Below are 14,723 nucleotides of genomic sequence, written 5' to 3'. Positions count from 1 at the left end.
GTGACGGCCCCGGACCGCAAAGGTCCGGGGCCGTCGCGCGTACCGGGGTTCGGGCGGGTGGCCGTGTCAGTGGCGTCTGGTAGGAATTTGGCTGTGAGCAGCGACAACAAGCAGCCCGAAGAGCCCGCCGCCGGTGGGCCGGAGCAGCTTGCGCTCATCCGGGAGACCGTGCGCAAGGCCAAGGTGCCCAAGGCCAAGCCGCGGACCTGGCGTGGGGCCGCGCTGGCCAAGGAGCTGCCCGTGGCGCGGGTCATGGTCAACAAGGGCGTGCTCCATCTCGACCAGTACTTCGACTACGCCGTGCCCGAGGAGCTCGACGCGGACGCGCAGCCCGGAGTGCGGGTGCGGGTGCGGTTCGGGGCCGGGGCGCACCGGGTGCGGGATGGCCGGCGTGAAGGCGGCGGGCTGATCGACGGGTTTCTCATCGAGCGGCGCGCGGAGTCCGACTACGCGGGAGCGCTCGCGGCGCTCGCCTACGTGGTCTCGCCCGAGCCGGTGCTCAGCCCCGAGATGCTTGCCCTCGCGCGCGCGGTCGCCGACCGGTACGCCGGGAGCCTGGCGGATGTGCTGCAGCTCGCCGTCCCGCCCAGGAACGGGCGGGCCGAGTCGAAGCCCTCACCGGAGCCGCTGCCGCCGCCGGCCGCGCCGGAGGCAGGGAGCTGGGGGCGGTACGGGCGTGGGGCGGCGTTTCTGGAGGCGCTCGCGAGTGGTGGCGCGCCGCGGGCCGTGTGGACCGCGCTCCCCGGGCCGCAGTGGCCGGACGAGCTGGCGCGGGCCGTCGCGGCAACGCTGGCCTCCGGGCGGGGCGCGCTGGTGGTCGTGCCCGACGGGCGGCGCGCGGCGCGGGTCGATACCGCGCTGACCGCGCTGCTGGGGGAGGGGCGACATGCGGTGCTGACCGCCGAGTCCGGGCCCGAGAAGCGGTACCGGCAGTGGCTCGCCGTGCGCCGGGGGTCGGTGCGGGCCGTCGTCGGCACCCGGGCCGCGATGTTCGCGCCCGTCCAGGATCTCGGCCTCGTCGCGATCTGGGACGACGGCGACTCGAGCCACAGCGATGAGAACGCACCGTTCCCGCATGTGCGCGAGGTACTCGAGCTGAGGGCCACGCACGACTCGTGCGGCTTTCTGCTGGGGAGTACGAGCTGCACGGTGGAGGCCGCCCAGCTGGTGGCGAGCGGGTGGGCCCTGCCGCTGATCGCCGACCGGGAGCAGGTGCGCAGCGCCGCGCCCCTGGTGCGTACCGTCGGGGACGGCGAGCTGGCGCGGGACGAGGCGGCGCGGGCGGCGCGGCTGCCCAGTCTGGCTTGGCGGACCGTACGGGACGGGCTGAAGAACGGGCCGGTGCTGGTGCAGGTGCCGAGGCGGGGCTATGTGCCGAGACTGGCGTGCGAGCGATGCCGGACGCCCGCCCGGTGCCGGCACTGCTCGGGACCCCTGGAAGCGCCGGACGCGCACGATCTGAAGTGCGGATGGTGCGGGCGCGGTGCGCCGGACTGGCACTGCGTCGCGTGCGGGAGTACGAAGCTGCGCGCCCAGATCGTCGGCGCACGGCGCACGGCGGAGGAGCTCGGCCGGGCCTTCCCCGCCGTCCAGGTACGTACATCGGGCCGGGACCATGTGCTGGACACTGTGCCGGGGCGCCCCGCGCTGGTGGTGAGCACGCCCGGCGCGGAGCCCGTCGCGGACGGCGGATACGCGGCGGCGCTGCTGCTCGACGGCTGGGCGATGCTCGGACGGCCCGATCTACGGGCGGGCGAGGATGCGCTGCGGCGCTGGATGGACGCCGCCTCGCTGGTGCGCGGGCAGAGCGAGGGCGGCACTGTGGTGATCGTCGCCGAGCCGACGCTGCGGCCCGTGCAGGCGCTGGTGCGCTGGGACCCGGTGGGACACGCGCAGCGCGAGCTCGGCGAGCGGGCCGAGCTGGGATTCCCGCCGGTGTCGCGGATGGCCGCGGTGACCGGCCGGGCGGAGGCGATCGCCGCCTTCGTGGCGACGGCCGAGCTCCCGGTCGACGCCGAGGTGCTTGGCCCTGTCCCCGTGCCGGCCACCGACCCCGGCAGGCCCCGCAGGCCGGGCGATCCCCCGCTGGGTGAGGTGTGGGAGCGGGTGCTGCTGAGGGTTCCGCCGGGCAGCGGTTCGGCGCTCGCCGCCGCACTGAAGACCGCACAGGCGGCCAGGACGGCACGCGGCGGCGGCGAGCCGGTACGGATCAGAATCGACCCACCGGACATCGGCTGAGGCTGACGGCGGGAAGTACCCGGCAACGGAGGCAGGACCCCGTACAAGAAGCGGCTGCCCCCGCCCGAAGGGGGCAGGGGCAGCCGGCGGAAGGTCAGCCGTTGCGCGGGCCGGGGAAGGCGCTCGGGCGGGCCTCCTCGCGGAGGGAATGGCTGCTGACCGTCGGCTGCGGCGGCATCGCACGGGCGGCGGGCACGGCAGGCAGTCCCGGGCCGACCGCCAGGGCACGGGTGGTGGCCGTCTCCGCGCCGTGGTCCAGATCGGCCGGACCCGCCTGCTGCGCGGCCCGCCGCGCGCCGTAACGGCGGTGCACCGCCTGCTTGGTGACCCCGAGTGCCGAGCCCACCGCGTCCCACGAGAAGCCCAGCGAACGGTCGAAGTCCACCGCGGCGGTCACCAGGGTCTCGACGCTGTCCCGCAGCTCCTGCGCGAGACGGACGGTCGGAGCCGGGGCCCTGCCGTAGACGACAAAGCCCGTGGAAGGGCCTGAGCGGCGCGGGCGGTAGACATTGCCCAGCTGGGCGGTGAGCGTGCGCAGAGCATCCACCTGCCGGCGGACCCGCTCGATGTCCCGCACCAACAGATGCAGGCTTGCCCGGGCTTGGGCGTCGTGGGTTGCGTGGTCGGCCATGGACAAGCCTCTCGAACCGGCGTTGAAAAGGGGTCGGGCAGCATCGTGGCGGCCCGCTTTCGGTCAATCTCTCTTGACCAACGCTCAACCCGGCGATGTGGTCACGCTGCGGGGGCGTATGCGTATGTGCGCGGGGCGCACAGTCCTCCGTACGCCCCCTGCTGCCCCGCGCATAGACTGGTGCGCTGCTCGTCACCGCACGCATGCACGCCAGTTACCTGCACGTACCAGCCTGAGAGGCAGTCAGCCACCGATGAAGCTCGTCTTCGCAGGCACCCCCGAGGTCGCCGTACCCGCCCTGGACGCACTGATCGCCTCCGACCGGCATGAAGTGGCCGCCGTCGTCACCAGGCCGGACGCTCCCGCCGGGCGCGGCCGCCATCTGGTCGCCAGCCCGGTCGCCCAGCGGGCCGAGGAGGCCGGGATCGAGGTGCTCAAGCCGGTCAAGCCGCGGGACGAGGAATTCCTGGCGCGGCTGCGCGAGATCGCGCCCGACTGCTGCCCGGTCGTCGCCTACGGTGCGCTGCTGCCGAAGGTGGCGCTGGACGTGCCGGCCCGCGGCTGGGTCAATCTGCACTTCTCGCTGCTGCCCGCCTGGCGTGGCGCCGCACCTGTCCAGCACGCCATCATCGCCGGTGACGAGGTGACCGGCGCCTCGACCTTCCTGATCGAGGAAGGGCTGGACTCGGGCCCGGTCTACGGGGTGATCACCGAGCAGGTGCGGTCCACCGACACCAGCGGCGATCTGCTCACCCGGCTCGCTTTCGCCGGCGCCGGGCTGCTTGTCGCGACCATGGACGGCATCGAGGACGGCAACCTGCAGGCCGTGCCGCAGCCGGCCGAGGGCATCTCGCTCGCGCCGAAGATCAACGTCGAGGACGCCCACCTGGACTGGACAGCTCCGGCGCTGCGCCTCGACCGCCTCGTACGCGGCTGCACGCCCGCTCCCGGTGCCTGGACGGTCTTCCGCGGCGAGCGGCTCAAGCTGATCCAGGCGGCGCTGCTGCCCGACCGCACGGACCTCGCGCCCGGGCAGCTCTCGGCCGGCAAGAACAATGTGTACGTCGGCACCGGATCGCACGCCCTCGAGCTGCTCTGGGTCCAGCCGCAGGGCAAGAAGCCGATGCGGGCAGCCGACTGGGCGCGCGGAGTGCGGATCGCCCCGGGCGAGCGGGTGGGAGCCGCGGACGTAGGCTGAGGGGGTTCGACCCTTTCAATCGCGGAGCACCTTTGAACGAGCAGGCACATCGCCGTCCCCCGAAGCCGTACCGCCGCCCCAAGAAGGATCCCGTGCGGATCCTCGCCTTCGAGGCACTGCGGGCCGTCGACGAGCGGGACGCGTACGCGAACCTCGTCCTGCCGCCCCTGCTCAAGAAGGCCAGGGAGAAGGACGATTTCGACGGGCGGGACGCGGCGCTCGCCACCGAGCTCGTGTACGGGACGCTGCGCCGCCAGGGTACGTACGACGCGATCATCGCGACCTGCATCGACCGGCCGCTGCGCGAGGTCGATCCGCCGGTGCTCGATGTGCTCGCGCTCGGTGCGCACCAGCTGCTCGGGACGCGGATCCCCTCGCATGCCGCGGTCTCGGCGAGCGTGGAGCTGGCCCGGGTGGTGCTCGGCGACGGGCGGGCGAGGTTCGTCAACGCCGTACTGCGGAAGATCGCCCAGGACGACCTCGACGCCTGGCTGGAGCGGGTCGCGCCGCCGTACGACAAGGACGCCGAGGACTATCTGGCCGTGGTGCACTCGCATCCGCGGTGGATCGTCTCCGCGCTGTGGGACTCACTCGGCGGCGGGCGCGCCGGGATCGAGGACCTGCTGGAGGCCGACAACGAGCGGCCCGAGGTGACGCTCGTCGCCCGGCCAGGACGTTCCACGGCCGATGAGCTGCTCGAGGTGCTGGGGGAGGAGTCGGGGCTGCCGGGACGCTGGTCGCCGTACGCCGTGCGGCTGGCCGAGGGCGGCGAGCCCGGCGCCATCGACGCCGTACGGGAGGGGCGGGCCGGAGTCCAGGACGAGGGCAGCCAGCTTGTCGCGATCGCCCTGGCCAACGCGCCGCTGGACGGTCCCGACGAGCGCTGGCTCGACGGCTGCGCGGGACCCGGCGGCAAGGCGGCGCTGCTGGCCGCGCTCGCCGCGCAGCGGGGTGCGTCGCTGCTGGCTTCCGAGAAGCAGCCGCACCGGGCCCGGCTGGTGGAGCGGGCGCTGGCCGGGAACCCCGGCCCGTACCAGGTCATCACGGCCGACGGCACCCGGCCGCCGTGGCTGCCCGGCTCGTTCGACCGCGTACTGATGGACGTGCCGTGCACCGGACTCGGCGCGCTGCGGCGCAGGCCCGAAGCCCGCTGGCGCAGGCGCCCCGAGGACCTCGAGGGCTTCGCGCCGCTCCAACGTGCGCTGCTGCGCGAGGCGTTGAGTGCCGTACGGGTCGGGGGAGTAGTCGGATACGCGACCTGCTCGCCGCATCTCGCGGAGACCCGGGTGGTCGTGGACGACGTGCTCAGGGGCCGAGGGGGCCCGGCCGTGGAAGCCGAACTGCTCGACGCGCGGCCTCTGATCCCGGGCGTTCCCGCGCTGGGCGAGGGACCCGACATACAGCTGTGGCCCCATCTGCACGGCACGGACGCGATGTATCTCGCGCTGCTGCGCCGCACGGCCTGAGGTGTACTTCAATTCGCTGCCCCACGGACGCGAACGCGTCCGCCATGACGCCCCCAATTACCCCTGGTGCCGGGCCGAATCGCCGGGATTGCGTGGACTGTGCTGATCCGGGGAGCCTCTGGTCCATACCGGGAGCCCTACTGGGGAGGGGAAGCGTCCCGGAACGTGGCAGGCTTGGCCCATGGCCGTTCAGATCAGTCCCAGCATCCTCTCCGCCGACTTCTCCCGCCTGGCGGAGGAAGCCAGAGCCGTCGAGGGCGCCGACTGGCTCCATGTCGATGTCATGGACAACCACTTCGTGCCCAACCTCACCCTGGGCGTGCCCATCGTGGAATCCCTCAGCCGCGCGACGGACACACCGCTGGACTGCCATCTGATGATCGAGGACCCCGATCGGTGGGCCCCGCAGTACGTCGAAGCGGGGGCCGGATCCGTCACCTTCCATGTCGAGGCAGCCGCCGCCCCGGTGCGGCTGGCGCGCGAGATCCGGGCCAAGGGTGCCCGCGCGTCGATGGCGCTCAAGCCCGCCACCCCCATCGAGCCGTACGAGGACCTGCTCCCCGAGCTCGACATGCTGCTGATCATGACCGTGGAGCCCGGCTTCGGCGGCCAGGCCTTCCTGGACATCATGCTGCCCAAGATCCGCCGCACCCGGGAGCTGATCTCCAAGCACGGCCTCGAGCTGTGGCTGCAGGTCGACGGCGGGGTTTCGGACGCGACGATCGAGCGCTGTGCCGAGGCGGGCGCGGACGTTTTCGTCGCCGGTTCTGCGGTGTACGGGGCGCAGGACCCGGCGCAGGCGGTGCGGGCACTGCGCGGCAAGGCGCAGCAGACCATCGCCTCGGCGCCCTGGGCTTGCAACCACTGAGCCACAAGCAAGTGAACTCGGCCCATCAGGGCCGATCAAGGACCGGCGGATCTGACAGGATGACGGATCCGGAGTGTGTACAGCAGTGAGGAGAACGCGGTGTCGACGGGCCGGTCAGCCATGCGGATGGGACCCGCTGAGCTGGTGCAGGCGGCGGCCATGGCCCGCCGCTTCTATCTCGAGGGCAAATCCAAGATCCAGATCGCGGAGGAGTTCGGCGTCAGCCGCTTCAAGGTCGCGCGGGTTCTGGAGACGGCGCTCGAGCGTGATCTCGTACGGATCGAGATCCGCGTACCCGCCGAGCTGGACGCAGAGCGCTCCGACGCGCTCCGCGCCCGCTACGGCCTGCGGCACGCGGTCGTGGTGGAGTCCCCGGCGGAGGGCGAGGACGAGTCGCCCGACCCGGAGAACCTGGGCGAGGTGGCCGCCGACCTGCTCGGCGAGCTGGTGAACGAGGGCGATGTGCTCGGTCTGGCCTGGGGCCGGTCCACCATCCATATGGCGGCCGCGCTCGACCGGCTGCCGCCGTGCACGGTCGTCCAGCTCACCGGCGTGTACGACGCCGGGACTGCCGAGCGCGGCTCCGTCGAGGCGGTGCGGCGTGCCGCGCAGGTCTCCGGCGGCGAGGCCCACCCCATCTATGCCCCGATGCTGCTGCCCGACCCGGCGACCGCCGCGGCGCTGCGCAACCAGACCGGGATCGCCCGCGCCTTCGAGTACTTCGACAAGGTCACCGTCGCTGCGGTCTCCATCGGCTCCTGGGAGCCGGGTATCTCGACCGTGCACGACATGCTCACCGACGAGGAGCGCGCGCACTACGCCTCGCTCGGTGTCGCAGCCGAGATGTCCGCCCACCTCTTCGACGCGGAGGGCCGTCGGGTCGGCCGCGACCTGGGCGAGCGGTGCATCACGGTCGAGGCCGACCGGCTGCGCCGTATCCCCGAGGTGGTGGCGATCGCGGGCGGCCAGCGCAAGGCGGAGGCGATCGGTGCCGTGCTGCGCTCCGGCCTGGTCACCAGCCTGGTGACGGACACGGCGGCAGCCGACCAGCTGCTGCTGGCCCCGCCGGGACCGCGGCCGGCACTCGACCGGGCTGACCCGGACGACTGACGGGACGGTTCGCAGGACGACTGCCGGCCCCGCCGTCGGGGCCGGCAGCCCGAGTCACGGCCGGGCTTCGTGCACCGGGTTGAACGGTGTCTCCGACCGGTCCAGTGCACAACCACCGGGCTGCGAGAGGGCGTTGGGCAGACAGCGGCACGCCACAAACGAGAGTGACGCGGCCGACCGGGGCACCCATGCCGTGCAGAGCACAGTCCTGGGCTCATTGTCCGATCCGCCTGTGCCCATGCACGCCTCCCACGGCCTTGGCGCACGCCGTTCGGCCGCGGCGGAGGCGTTCGGCACCGCGCCCGGACACCCACGGCGGACGCGTTTGGAGGATCCGCTCGACCGCACGGCCGTGAGCTGGACTTTTCTCCCAGGCCACACATACGCATGGGCATGGGACAATGAAGTACGTGCGATTTCCCCGGCTGAAATGACCGGGGGCCAACTCCGATCGACTGGGATGATCAGCACGTGCGTTTCCTCAATGACCTGAAGCCGCCGTACGACCTCACGTACGATGCTAAAGGACATAGGGCTTCAGGAGGGGGAGACGTGGACCGGTACGCGCTCTACGAGCGGCTGTCGCGGATGACGGACGCCAGCACATCCATTCAGCGTCAGGACGAGACATGCCGCGCGGAAGTGGTCCAGCGCCGGGGCCGCGTCGTGGGGGATGCCTACGTCGACGAGGGAGTCTCCGGAGCTAAGCCTCCCTTGGAACGTCCGGCAATGAAGCGTCTTCTGGAGAACCTGGCAGGCGTCGACGTCGTCATGGTCTGGAAGATCGACCGTATCGCCCGCTCCTTCGTCGGCTTCGCGGACATTGTGAGAGAGCTCGACAAGGGCGGCGTAGCGCTCGTGTCCGCCACAGAGCCGATCGACATGACGGGCCCGCAGGGACGCGCCATGGCGCAGATGATCGCCATCTTCGCGGAGCTGGAGCGCGAAATGATCAAAGCGCGCGTTCAGGACTCCATGCGAAAGGCGAAGGAGGACAAGCGATTCCACGGCGGACGCGCGCCGTACGGTCTGACGCCGGCTCCGCACCCCAGCGGGAAGGGCCGCATCCTCGTCCGTGACGCGCACGCCGTAGGCGTCATGCGGGAAGTCCTCCTGTGGATCCTGGAAGGCGAGAACCTGGCCGAATGCGCACGGCGGCTGAACGAGCGCGGAGAGCCCACCAGCCGTCAGCGTGGAGCCACGTCGAAAGGTGACCGGGCGCAGACGTCGCAGTGGCGCACGAGGGCGCTCCGGTTCATTCTCGAATCCCCGACGATGCTGGGGCACCGTCCCATTGCCGGCGGGGGAGTGGAGGTCGACGACGACGGGCTTCCCGTAGTTGCGTGGGCGCCAGTATTCAGCCGCGACGAATTCGACGCACTGCACAGCCAGTTGGACGGTCAGAAGCAAGCGCCCCGAAAGGCTCCTGCCGCGTCGCACTGGCTTTCCGGCGCTGCCAGGTGCCACGAATGCGGCGGGAATTTGAAGCAGCGGATCTCACCTGACGGCGTACGGGCATTCACGTGCGGGGGAGTGTCGGAAATCGGTCGTCACAAGCCTGGCGTGTACGTCAACATGGCGAAACTCGTCGAATGGGCGCGGGACGAGTTTCCGAAGGCTTACGGCATCCTGCCGGAGGTGGACCGCGTATGGCACCCGGGCAGCGACGCGACACGGGACCTGGCGCAGGTGAACCGCGCTATCCGCGGGCTCCGTGACGACCGTGACGCAGGCCTTTACCAGGGCGCGGAAGACGAGGCGGAATACCGCGATCGCATGGCGCGCCTCATTGCCCGTCGGAAGGCGCTTCAGGATATCCCGCAGGAAGAGCCGCACTGGGAGGAGCGGAAGACCGGGCGGACGCTCGCTGACGTCTGGGCTGCAGCCAGCGACACGGAGCGCGGGAAGCTCCTCCTGGAGTACGGCCTCCACGTATGGGTGAAGCCGGCTGAGTCGCGGACATCGACCGTCGCAGAGCGTGCGGAGTTTGGTCCTGCAGAGCCTGTGGCGGATGCGCTCGAAGACGCGCGTTATCAAGCGGAGTTGTGACCCGCTGACGTCGGACGCACAGAGGGCCCACCGATGCACGGTGGGCCCTCTGTGTGTTGCTCAGCCCTCGGGAGGCGTCGACCACGGGCCAGCCGGCGGACGCTGCGGCAGTTCGCTGCCTGGCCTGCGGCAGTAGTAGGCCACGAAGCGGCGGAGGACGTCGGAGCGGTCGGTGTCGTCGGGGACGGCTTCACCGAACGCGCTCCATAGTTCGGCGTCGATGCGGAAGCGGCTGGCAGGCGTCTTCGGTTGGTTGGGCATGAGACGACCGTAGCAGAGGTGTGGACACACCCTCGGAGTGTGCGTAAGGTGTGGACACACCCCGGGGAACCTTCCCGGGAACAGCACAACCCCGCGTCGACTTGGCGGAAGAGCGGGGTTGTGTCCTACATGAGGAGACTCCAGTGTACGCAACCATCACCATCCCCGGTTCCGACATCGCCCCCACCGACATCCTGAAGCGTCTCCCGGGTGTCCCCGTCGTCTCGAAGGCCGACATCGACCCGCGGTTCCCGCACTCCCAGACGCTCGCCATGGCGGACGGCTCGCTGTACTTCATCGACCCTGAGCAGCTGTACGCCGTGATCCGCGAGACTGCACCTTCCTGCGTCCTTGACGTCGGCACCCTCACTCCTGCGCAGCTTGACGGCATTGCCTGCGTCGTCTGCGAAGGGGAGGACGGCGCGATGGTCCCCGTCGGCACGGTCGACGGCTGCCAGGTGTTCGCTCACGTCGGGTGCGCGGAGAGGCCGACGACGAACGCGGGCCCCGTCCTCATCGTCGGCGCCTGCCAGAGCGACGCGGAGCGTTCGGACCTCCACGCCTTCGCCTTCGACGTCACGGATCAGCTCTGCCGGCCGACCGTCGTCGCCACGCATGACCGCATCGACGTCCGGCAGTTCGCTGCAGTTGTCGTCTACGGGCCGTCGCTGGAGGACGAGCAGCCCGCCCCCATGGACCCGTACGCGGTCGTCCTGGAGGCGGAGGCGCACGCCTACGGCGTTCCCGTCGTTGCACTGCAGAGCGTCCACCTGACGGCCGCGTGCGATGCCTGCGCGCAGGTGCAGACGATCGCCACGGTTCGCAGCGAGTGCGGAGAGGTGTTCTGCGCCGACTGCCGCGGAGAGTCGGCAGGGTGCGCATGGTGCTTCGAGGATGAGCCGACGGAGCCTCTCGCGGTCGACGGGGGTTGGGTGCCGATGTGCTCCGGCTGCGCGGTGACGGCGCACGCGACGTCGACGAGCCGGATCCTCGCTGCCGCGTAACTCACTCGCTGTAACGAAAGGGCCGTCGCCCCCGCTGGGGTGTCGGCCCTTCGGCGTCTCTCGCGTCCCCGTCGACGTCCTCCGCTGCGCTCGCTGACGTGCCTCCGTGAGGGGCCGCATCATAGGTGGAAGCTGCGATTCCAGCCCATTGCAGACCATTAGTCTCATTAGTCCGCTTCGGAAGCGCGTCGGATTCCGTCCGACCTCGTCAAGTTTGCATCGCGCTGACCTGCGGATATGCCTGGACCGTCAAACTAGACCCTATTTCTGGAAACCCCTTAACGCGTTAACCACTTAGTGAAAAAGGGGTCTAAGTTTGACACTTTGACACCTCCGCCCTGGAAGTCTGCCCGTCGACGTCGAGAGGGCGCAGCGTGGAGGATGTGGAGGTGTGTCGACGTAGAGAGCCCGAGAAAGCCACTGGGCGGACCTGTGGGCGCCTGGAGGCGCGATCGGACCTCCAGGGTCACGGGGCTGCTTCTAGGCGCTCAGGAGGGCGTTTATGCGACTCGGGTCTGTGATCTCGCCAAAAGGTTACGCTGCGTGAGCCTACGCTGAGGGGGCGCCCGTCGGAGCACGTTCGGGCGGGCGCGCGAGCTGCGGATTCCTGGATTGTCTCTCATTCTGAGATGAACGTAATGGTTTCGTAAAAGGATGGGACGCAAAAGCCGCATCTTCGCGATTCCGCGTCACCCCCGCCCCATAAGAGTAAAGAGAGCGATTTACGGACGCCGACGAATGGCGCGGCGCCGACGCACTCGACAGCTGCGCCGGCCCCTCCTCTCACCGGCGCATGCCTCGCGGCGTAGAGCCGACGATGTTGAGCGGCGTCCCTCCTCTGCGCCCCTCCGTCGACGTGCTCCGCCGCGAGGCAACAATCTTCAGGCCGTCCCTCGGGATGGCCTTTTTCATTTGCCGTACTCAGTCAGGACGACGGAACGACAGAACACTCAGGAGAACTAGATGCGACTCATTGACGTGCCGAGCATGCCCCGGAGGAAGTGCCCTGGGTGCGAGCGGGACCTCCCCGTGACGGAGGAGCACTTTCACCGCGACAGCCTGTGCGCCGACGGATTCACGCGACGCTGTGCAGACTGCCGGAACGAGGCGGAGCGGAGGCGGTACGCCCTGGAGGCGCCCGAGCGTGCCAGGCGCGTTCGTGAGCGCCGCAAAGCACGTTCCGCGCACTTCGATTCCGTCGGCCGATACGAAGCCGCCTAACGGCCGTACAGAGCTTTCATCTAGGCCCTTGCCAACACGGCAGGGGCCTTCGTCATGTCCGAGAGGAAAACAATGAACAGCAACAACCCTGAATTCAAGGCTGCGTGGGCAGCCGCCCCTGACGTCGCGCACGCCGAAAGGCAGCTGGCGAAGGTGGAGGCGCGCAGGAAGGCGCTGGGCGACGTCCAGAGCCGAGACCAGGCACGCCGGGCGGTCATCGACGAGGCGACGGCATCCGTCCGCGCCGGCGGCGACTTTCCCGACGACGTGGGGAAGCGCGCGGCCGACGCCTACCGCGACACCCTGGAGCTCGAGTCGGAGCACATCGCACTCAACGAAGCGGCGACGAGCATCCGCAACCACCTGGACTTCCTCCGAATGACGGACGGCGCGGAGATGGCGCTCGAAGCGCTCGGGAAGCGCCTGAAGGACTTCCTGGAGGATGTGAAGAAGACGGCCGTCGACCTCAAGGACGCGCGGTCCGCGGAACAGGCCATCGAAGTCGGCGGCAAGGCTCCGGAGGCATGGCGGCTGCTGACGTCGATGGTCGGCACGCTGCGGAACATCAGGCAGGCGCAGTACGACATCCTTCGTCCTCTGGCCGACGGACAGCGCCTTCGAGCGCTTCGCGAGGCAGGGCACTTCGAGGTGGCTGGCCTGGACCGCGACGGAGTCCCGGCGGACATCCTGCGCTCCATGACGTCGGGCCACTACGACATTCCATACATGGTCTACATCGCCAACCTTGGTACCGCATGGGTCCCCTCGTCCTTCGACGAGCTGGAGGCGGAAGACGCCGTTGACGTCGGCGAGCCGGACACGGCCGTCTACGACTTCAATCCGATCGTCACGCATATCCCTGCACCGCCAGCGCCGAAGCGCCACGGCTTCGAGAGCAATCCCGATATCTCCCTGAAGTAGAGAGGCCATAGACATGGCAGAACCAACCACCGAGCAGCTTGCGGCCGGCCAGGCGAAGGGCCTGACGCCCGCTCAGTGCTCGTACCTCCGCGGCGAGACGCCCGACGAACTGAGCGCGGACGCGGATGCCCTCCTGACGGAGTTCGCTCCACCGCCCCCGCCGGCGATCCGTTCCGGCGGACCTCGTGGCGGCGACGTTGCATCGACGTCGCCGGGCACCGTTTCCGCTGGCGTCGCGATGTACCGCCAGAAGCACGGCCTGGACGAGGACGGCAACCGGCCAGAGAAGAAGGCCGTACCGACGAGCGACCGCAATCCGTTTGCGGTCCGCACCTACACCATGGATGGAAGGTAAGGGCAGATGAGCTACGAAAGCACTCTTCACGAGCAGGAGATCAAGAACCGGGCGGTGGAGCTGAACGGCACGACCGTCGTCGTCAGCCTCGTCGGAGGCCAGAGCGTCACAGGGACGCTGGCGTACGCGACGGTGGCTAAGTACGGCGGGACGGCTTACCCCGACGTCCTCACCGTGACGGCGACCAGCAAGGCCACGACGGTGCGCATCGACCACGTGTCCGCCATCGGTCAGGGCTGACGTCACCTTCTACGTCAGAACCTCAGCACACTCGCCCACGCACGTACAACGTGCGCACCTGCCCGCAGGATGGGCGAGCACGCTGACGGTGATCGTCGCGAGCCACGCGCCGGCTTCGCAGCGAAGATTAGTTAGCCAAACGAAACGATACGGTTAGTTAGGCGAGCTAATGACCAGGGGGGTGACCCCCAGCCGGCCACCTTGCCGATCGTAGAGGTGCTGGGCCTCGCGCTCTGTACGGGTCTGGAGGTCCCGAGAGGCGCTCGCGGACCCGCTCCGCCGGCAGGCCCGGAGGCGCCCACGCAGCCCCCTCTAGGGGCATCCGGGGGACGAGGCAGGCTTGAAAACGTGACGCGCCGGCATGACTTACCGATTGCATCTGTGCAGGTGGGAGGCTTGAAAGTGTGACCGCCCTCCATTACGATAGAGGCATGACCCGAACTTGCGAGCACTGCGCCGGCCCTCTCGCCATCATGGCGCGAGCCCACACGCGCTCGTGTTCGCCACGGTGCCGGAAGGCACTGTCCCGCGCAGCCGCGAAGGCTGCCACATCGCTCCCCGCGGAGCTGACGACCTGCGACAGGTGGGTCCGACGAGCCGCGGACAAGCGACCGTTGACGACAACCGGCATGGCTGCCTCGTCGACGAACGCACGCACCTGGAGCAGCTACAAAACCGCCACGGAGTCCGTGGCCGGCGTCGGACTGGGCTTCGTGCTCTCCGACGTCGACGACGTGGTCTGCATCGACCTGGACCACTGCCTTAACCCGCTCACCGGCCGTCTGGCTCCGTGGGCCGCAGCCATCATCCGCGACGCGGGCGCCACCTACGTAGAGGTGTCCCCGTCCGGCGACGGTCTGCACGTCTTCGGATTCGCCAACGTCCGGCAGGGACGGCGGATTCGACGAGAGGGCGGATACGCAGTGGAGGTGTACGGTTCCGGCCGTTACATCGCAATGACCGGTCAGCGATTCCGCGGCGCCCCGTCGACGCTGACAGACATATCTGCGCTCGTCACTGAGCTGACGTAAGCGGGCACAACTACGACGCAGGGCCTTCGTCTTCGGACGGGGGCCCTATCGCATTTCTAGGAGGAGCAATGCCACTCGACAACACCCCCCAGCCGTGTAAGCGCCCCGGGTGCGAATTCCCCCGGCGTTA

13 protein-coding genes are annotated in these 14,723 nt (G+C 69.7%); 11 read left to right on the top strand and 2 right to left on the bottom strand.

The window, feature by feature from the left end:
- Positions 1-93: 93 nt before the first annotated feature.
- Complete coding sequence (locus OG735_RS07090; protein ID WP_327322274.1) at positions 94-2,238, top strand: primosomal protein N'; 2,145 nt, start codon at positions 94-96, stop codon at positions 2,236-2,238.
- 94 nt (positions 2,239-2,332) lie between these two features.
- Here the strand turns inward: OG735_RS07090 and OG735_RS07085 are convergent, their stop codons facing one another.
- Positions 2,333-2,869: a hypothetical protein gene (locus tag OG735_RS07085; protein WP_327322273.1), complete on the bottom strand. Its 537-nt coding sequence runs from the start codon at positions 2,867-2,869 to the stop codon at positions 2,333-2,335.
- A gap of 253 nt (positions 2,870-3,122) precedes the next feature.
- Between OG735_RS07085 and fmt the strand changes: the two genes are divergently transcribed.
- The 5 genes from fmt (at position 3,123) to OG735_RS07060 (ending at position 9,560) form a co-directional block, all read left to right on the top strand.
- Positions 3,123-4,067, top strand: coding sequence for a methionyl-tRNA formyltransferase (gene fmt, locus OG735_RS07080; protein WP_327322272.1), 945 nt, complete (start codon positions 3,123-3,125; stop codon positions 4,065-4,067).
- A 32-nt stretch (positions 4,068-4,099) separates the two neighbouring features.
- Positions 4,100-5,533 carry an RsmB/NOP family class I SAM-dependent RNA methyltransferase gene (locus tag OG735_RS07075; protein ID WP_327322271.1) on the top strand — a complete coding sequence of 478 codons (1,434 nt, stop codon included), beginning with the start codon at positions 4,100-4,102 and terminating at the stop codon, positions 5,531-5,533.
- Between the two features lie 181 nt (positions 5,534-5,714).
- Positions 5,715-6,401: a ribulose-phosphate 3-epimerase gene (gene rpe, locus OG735_RS07070; RefSeq protein WP_327322270.1), complete on the top strand. Its 687-nt coding sequence runs from the start codon at positions 5,715-5,717 to the stop codon at positions 6,399-6,401.
- Between the two features lie 126 nt (positions 6,402-6,527).
- Positions 6,528-7,511: a sugar-binding transcriptional regulator gene (locus tag OG735_RS07065; protein WP_327328229.1), complete on the top strand. Its 984-nt coding sequence runs from the start codon at positions 6,528-6,530 to the stop codon at positions 7,509-7,511.
- A 552-nt stretch (positions 7,512-8,063) separates the two neighbouring features.
- On the top strand, positions 8,064-9,560 hold the full coding sequence (locus OG735_RS07060; RefSeq protein ID WP_327322269.1) for a recombinase family protein: 1,497 nt from the start codon (positions 8,064-8,066) through the stop codon (positions 9,558-9,560).
- Between the two features lie 60 nt (positions 9,561-9,620).
- On the opposite strand, the gene OG735_RS07055 is transcribed toward OG735_RS07060, so the two are convergent.
- Entirely contained in the window at positions 9,621-9,821 is a 201-nt protein-coding gene (locus tag OG735_RS07055) for a hypothetical protein (RefSeq protein ID WP_327322268.1), read from the bottom strand.
- A 143-nt stretch (positions 9,822-9,964) separates the two neighbouring features.
- Here OG735_RS07055 and OG735_RS07050 point away from each other — a divergent pair, with 143 nt between their 5' ends.
- The 5 genes from OG735_RS07050 to OG735_RS07030 all read left to right on the top strand — a co-directional run bounded on the left by OG735_RS07050 (position 9,965) and on the right by OG735_RS07030 (position 14,593).
- Positions 9,965-10,825: a hypothetical protein gene (locus tag OG735_RS07050; RefSeq protein ID WP_327322267.1), complete on the top strand. Its 861-nt coding sequence runs from the start codon at positions 9,965-9,967 to the stop codon at positions 10,823-10,825.
- A gap of 1,293 nt (positions 10,826-12,118) precedes the next feature.
- Positions 12,119-12,967, top strand: coding sequence for a hypothetical protein (locus tag OG735_RS07045; protein ID WP_327322266.1), 849 nt, complete (start codon positions 12,119-12,121; stop codon positions 12,965-12,967).
- A 13-nt stretch (positions 12,968-12,980) separates the two neighbouring features.
- Complete coding sequence (locus OG735_RS07040; protein WP_327322265.1) at positions 12,981-13,322, top strand: hypothetical protein; 342 nt, start codon at positions 12,981-12,983, stop codon at positions 13,320-13,322.
- Positions 13,323-13,328: 6 nt separating this feature from the next.
- Positions 13,329-13,562 carry a hypothetical protein gene (locus tag OG735_RS07035; RefSeq protein WP_327322264.1) on the top strand — a complete coding sequence of 78 codons (234 nt, stop codon included), beginning with the start codon at positions 13,329-13,331 and terminating at the stop codon, positions 13,560-13,562.
- Positions 13,563-14,191: 629 nt separating this feature from the next.
- Positions 14,192-14,593: a hypothetical protein gene (locus tag OG735_RS07030; protein ID WP_327322263.1), complete on the top strand. Its 402-nt coding sequence runs from the start codon at positions 14,192-14,194 to the stop codon at positions 14,591-14,593.
- Positions 14,594-14,723: the final 130 nt, after the last annotated feature.

This window comes from Streptomyces sp. NBC_01210 (assembly GCF_036010325.1).
Lineage (GTDB): Bacteria > Actinomycetota > Actinomycetes > Streptomycetales > Streptomycetaceae > Streptomyces.
Note: the sequence above shows the minus strand (reverse complement) of the source record. Positions and strands in the feature narration are given on the sequence as shown.

What these genes read in the sequence shown, in the direction of transcription:
- OG735_RS07055 (WP_327322268.1), bottom strand. Translation starts at nt 9,821, where the DNA reads ATGCCCAACCAACCGAAGACGCCTGCCAGCCGCTTCCGCATCGACGCC.
- OG735_RS07085 (WP_327322273.1), bottom strand. Translation starts at nt 2,869, where the DNA reads ATGGCCGACCACGCAACCCACGACGCCCAAGCCCGGGCAAGCCTGCAT.
- OG735_RS07065 (WP_327328229.1), top strand. Translation starts at nt 6,528, where the DNA reads ATGGGACCCGCTGAGCTGGTGCAGGCGGCGGCCATGGCCCGCCGCTTC.
- OG735_RS07040 (WP_327322265.1), top strand. Translation starts at nt 12,981, where the DNA reads ATGGCAGAACCAACCACCGAGCAGCTTGCGGCCGGCCAGGCGAAGGGC.
- OG735_RS07045 (WP_327322266.1), top strand. Translation starts at nt 12,119, where the DNA reads ATGAACAGCAACAACCCTGAATTCAAGGCTGCGTGGGCAGCCGCCCCT.
- rpe (WP_327322270.1), top strand. Translation starts at nt 5,715, where the DNA reads ATGGCCGTTCAGATCAGTCCCAGCATCCTCTCCGCCGACTTCTCCCGC.
- OG735_RS07035 (WP_327322264.1), top strand. Translation starts at nt 13,329, where the DNA reads ATGAGCTACGAAAGCACTCTTCACGAGCAGGAGATCAAGAACCGGGCG.
- fmt (WP_327322272.1), top strand. Translation starts at nt 3,123, where the DNA reads ATGAAGCTCGTCTTCGCAGGCACCCCCGAGGTCGCCGTACCCGCCCTG.
- OG735_RS07030 (WP_327322263.1), top strand. Translation starts at nt 14,192, where the DNA reads ATGGCTGCCTCGTCGACGAACGCACGCACCTGGAGCAGCTACAAAACC.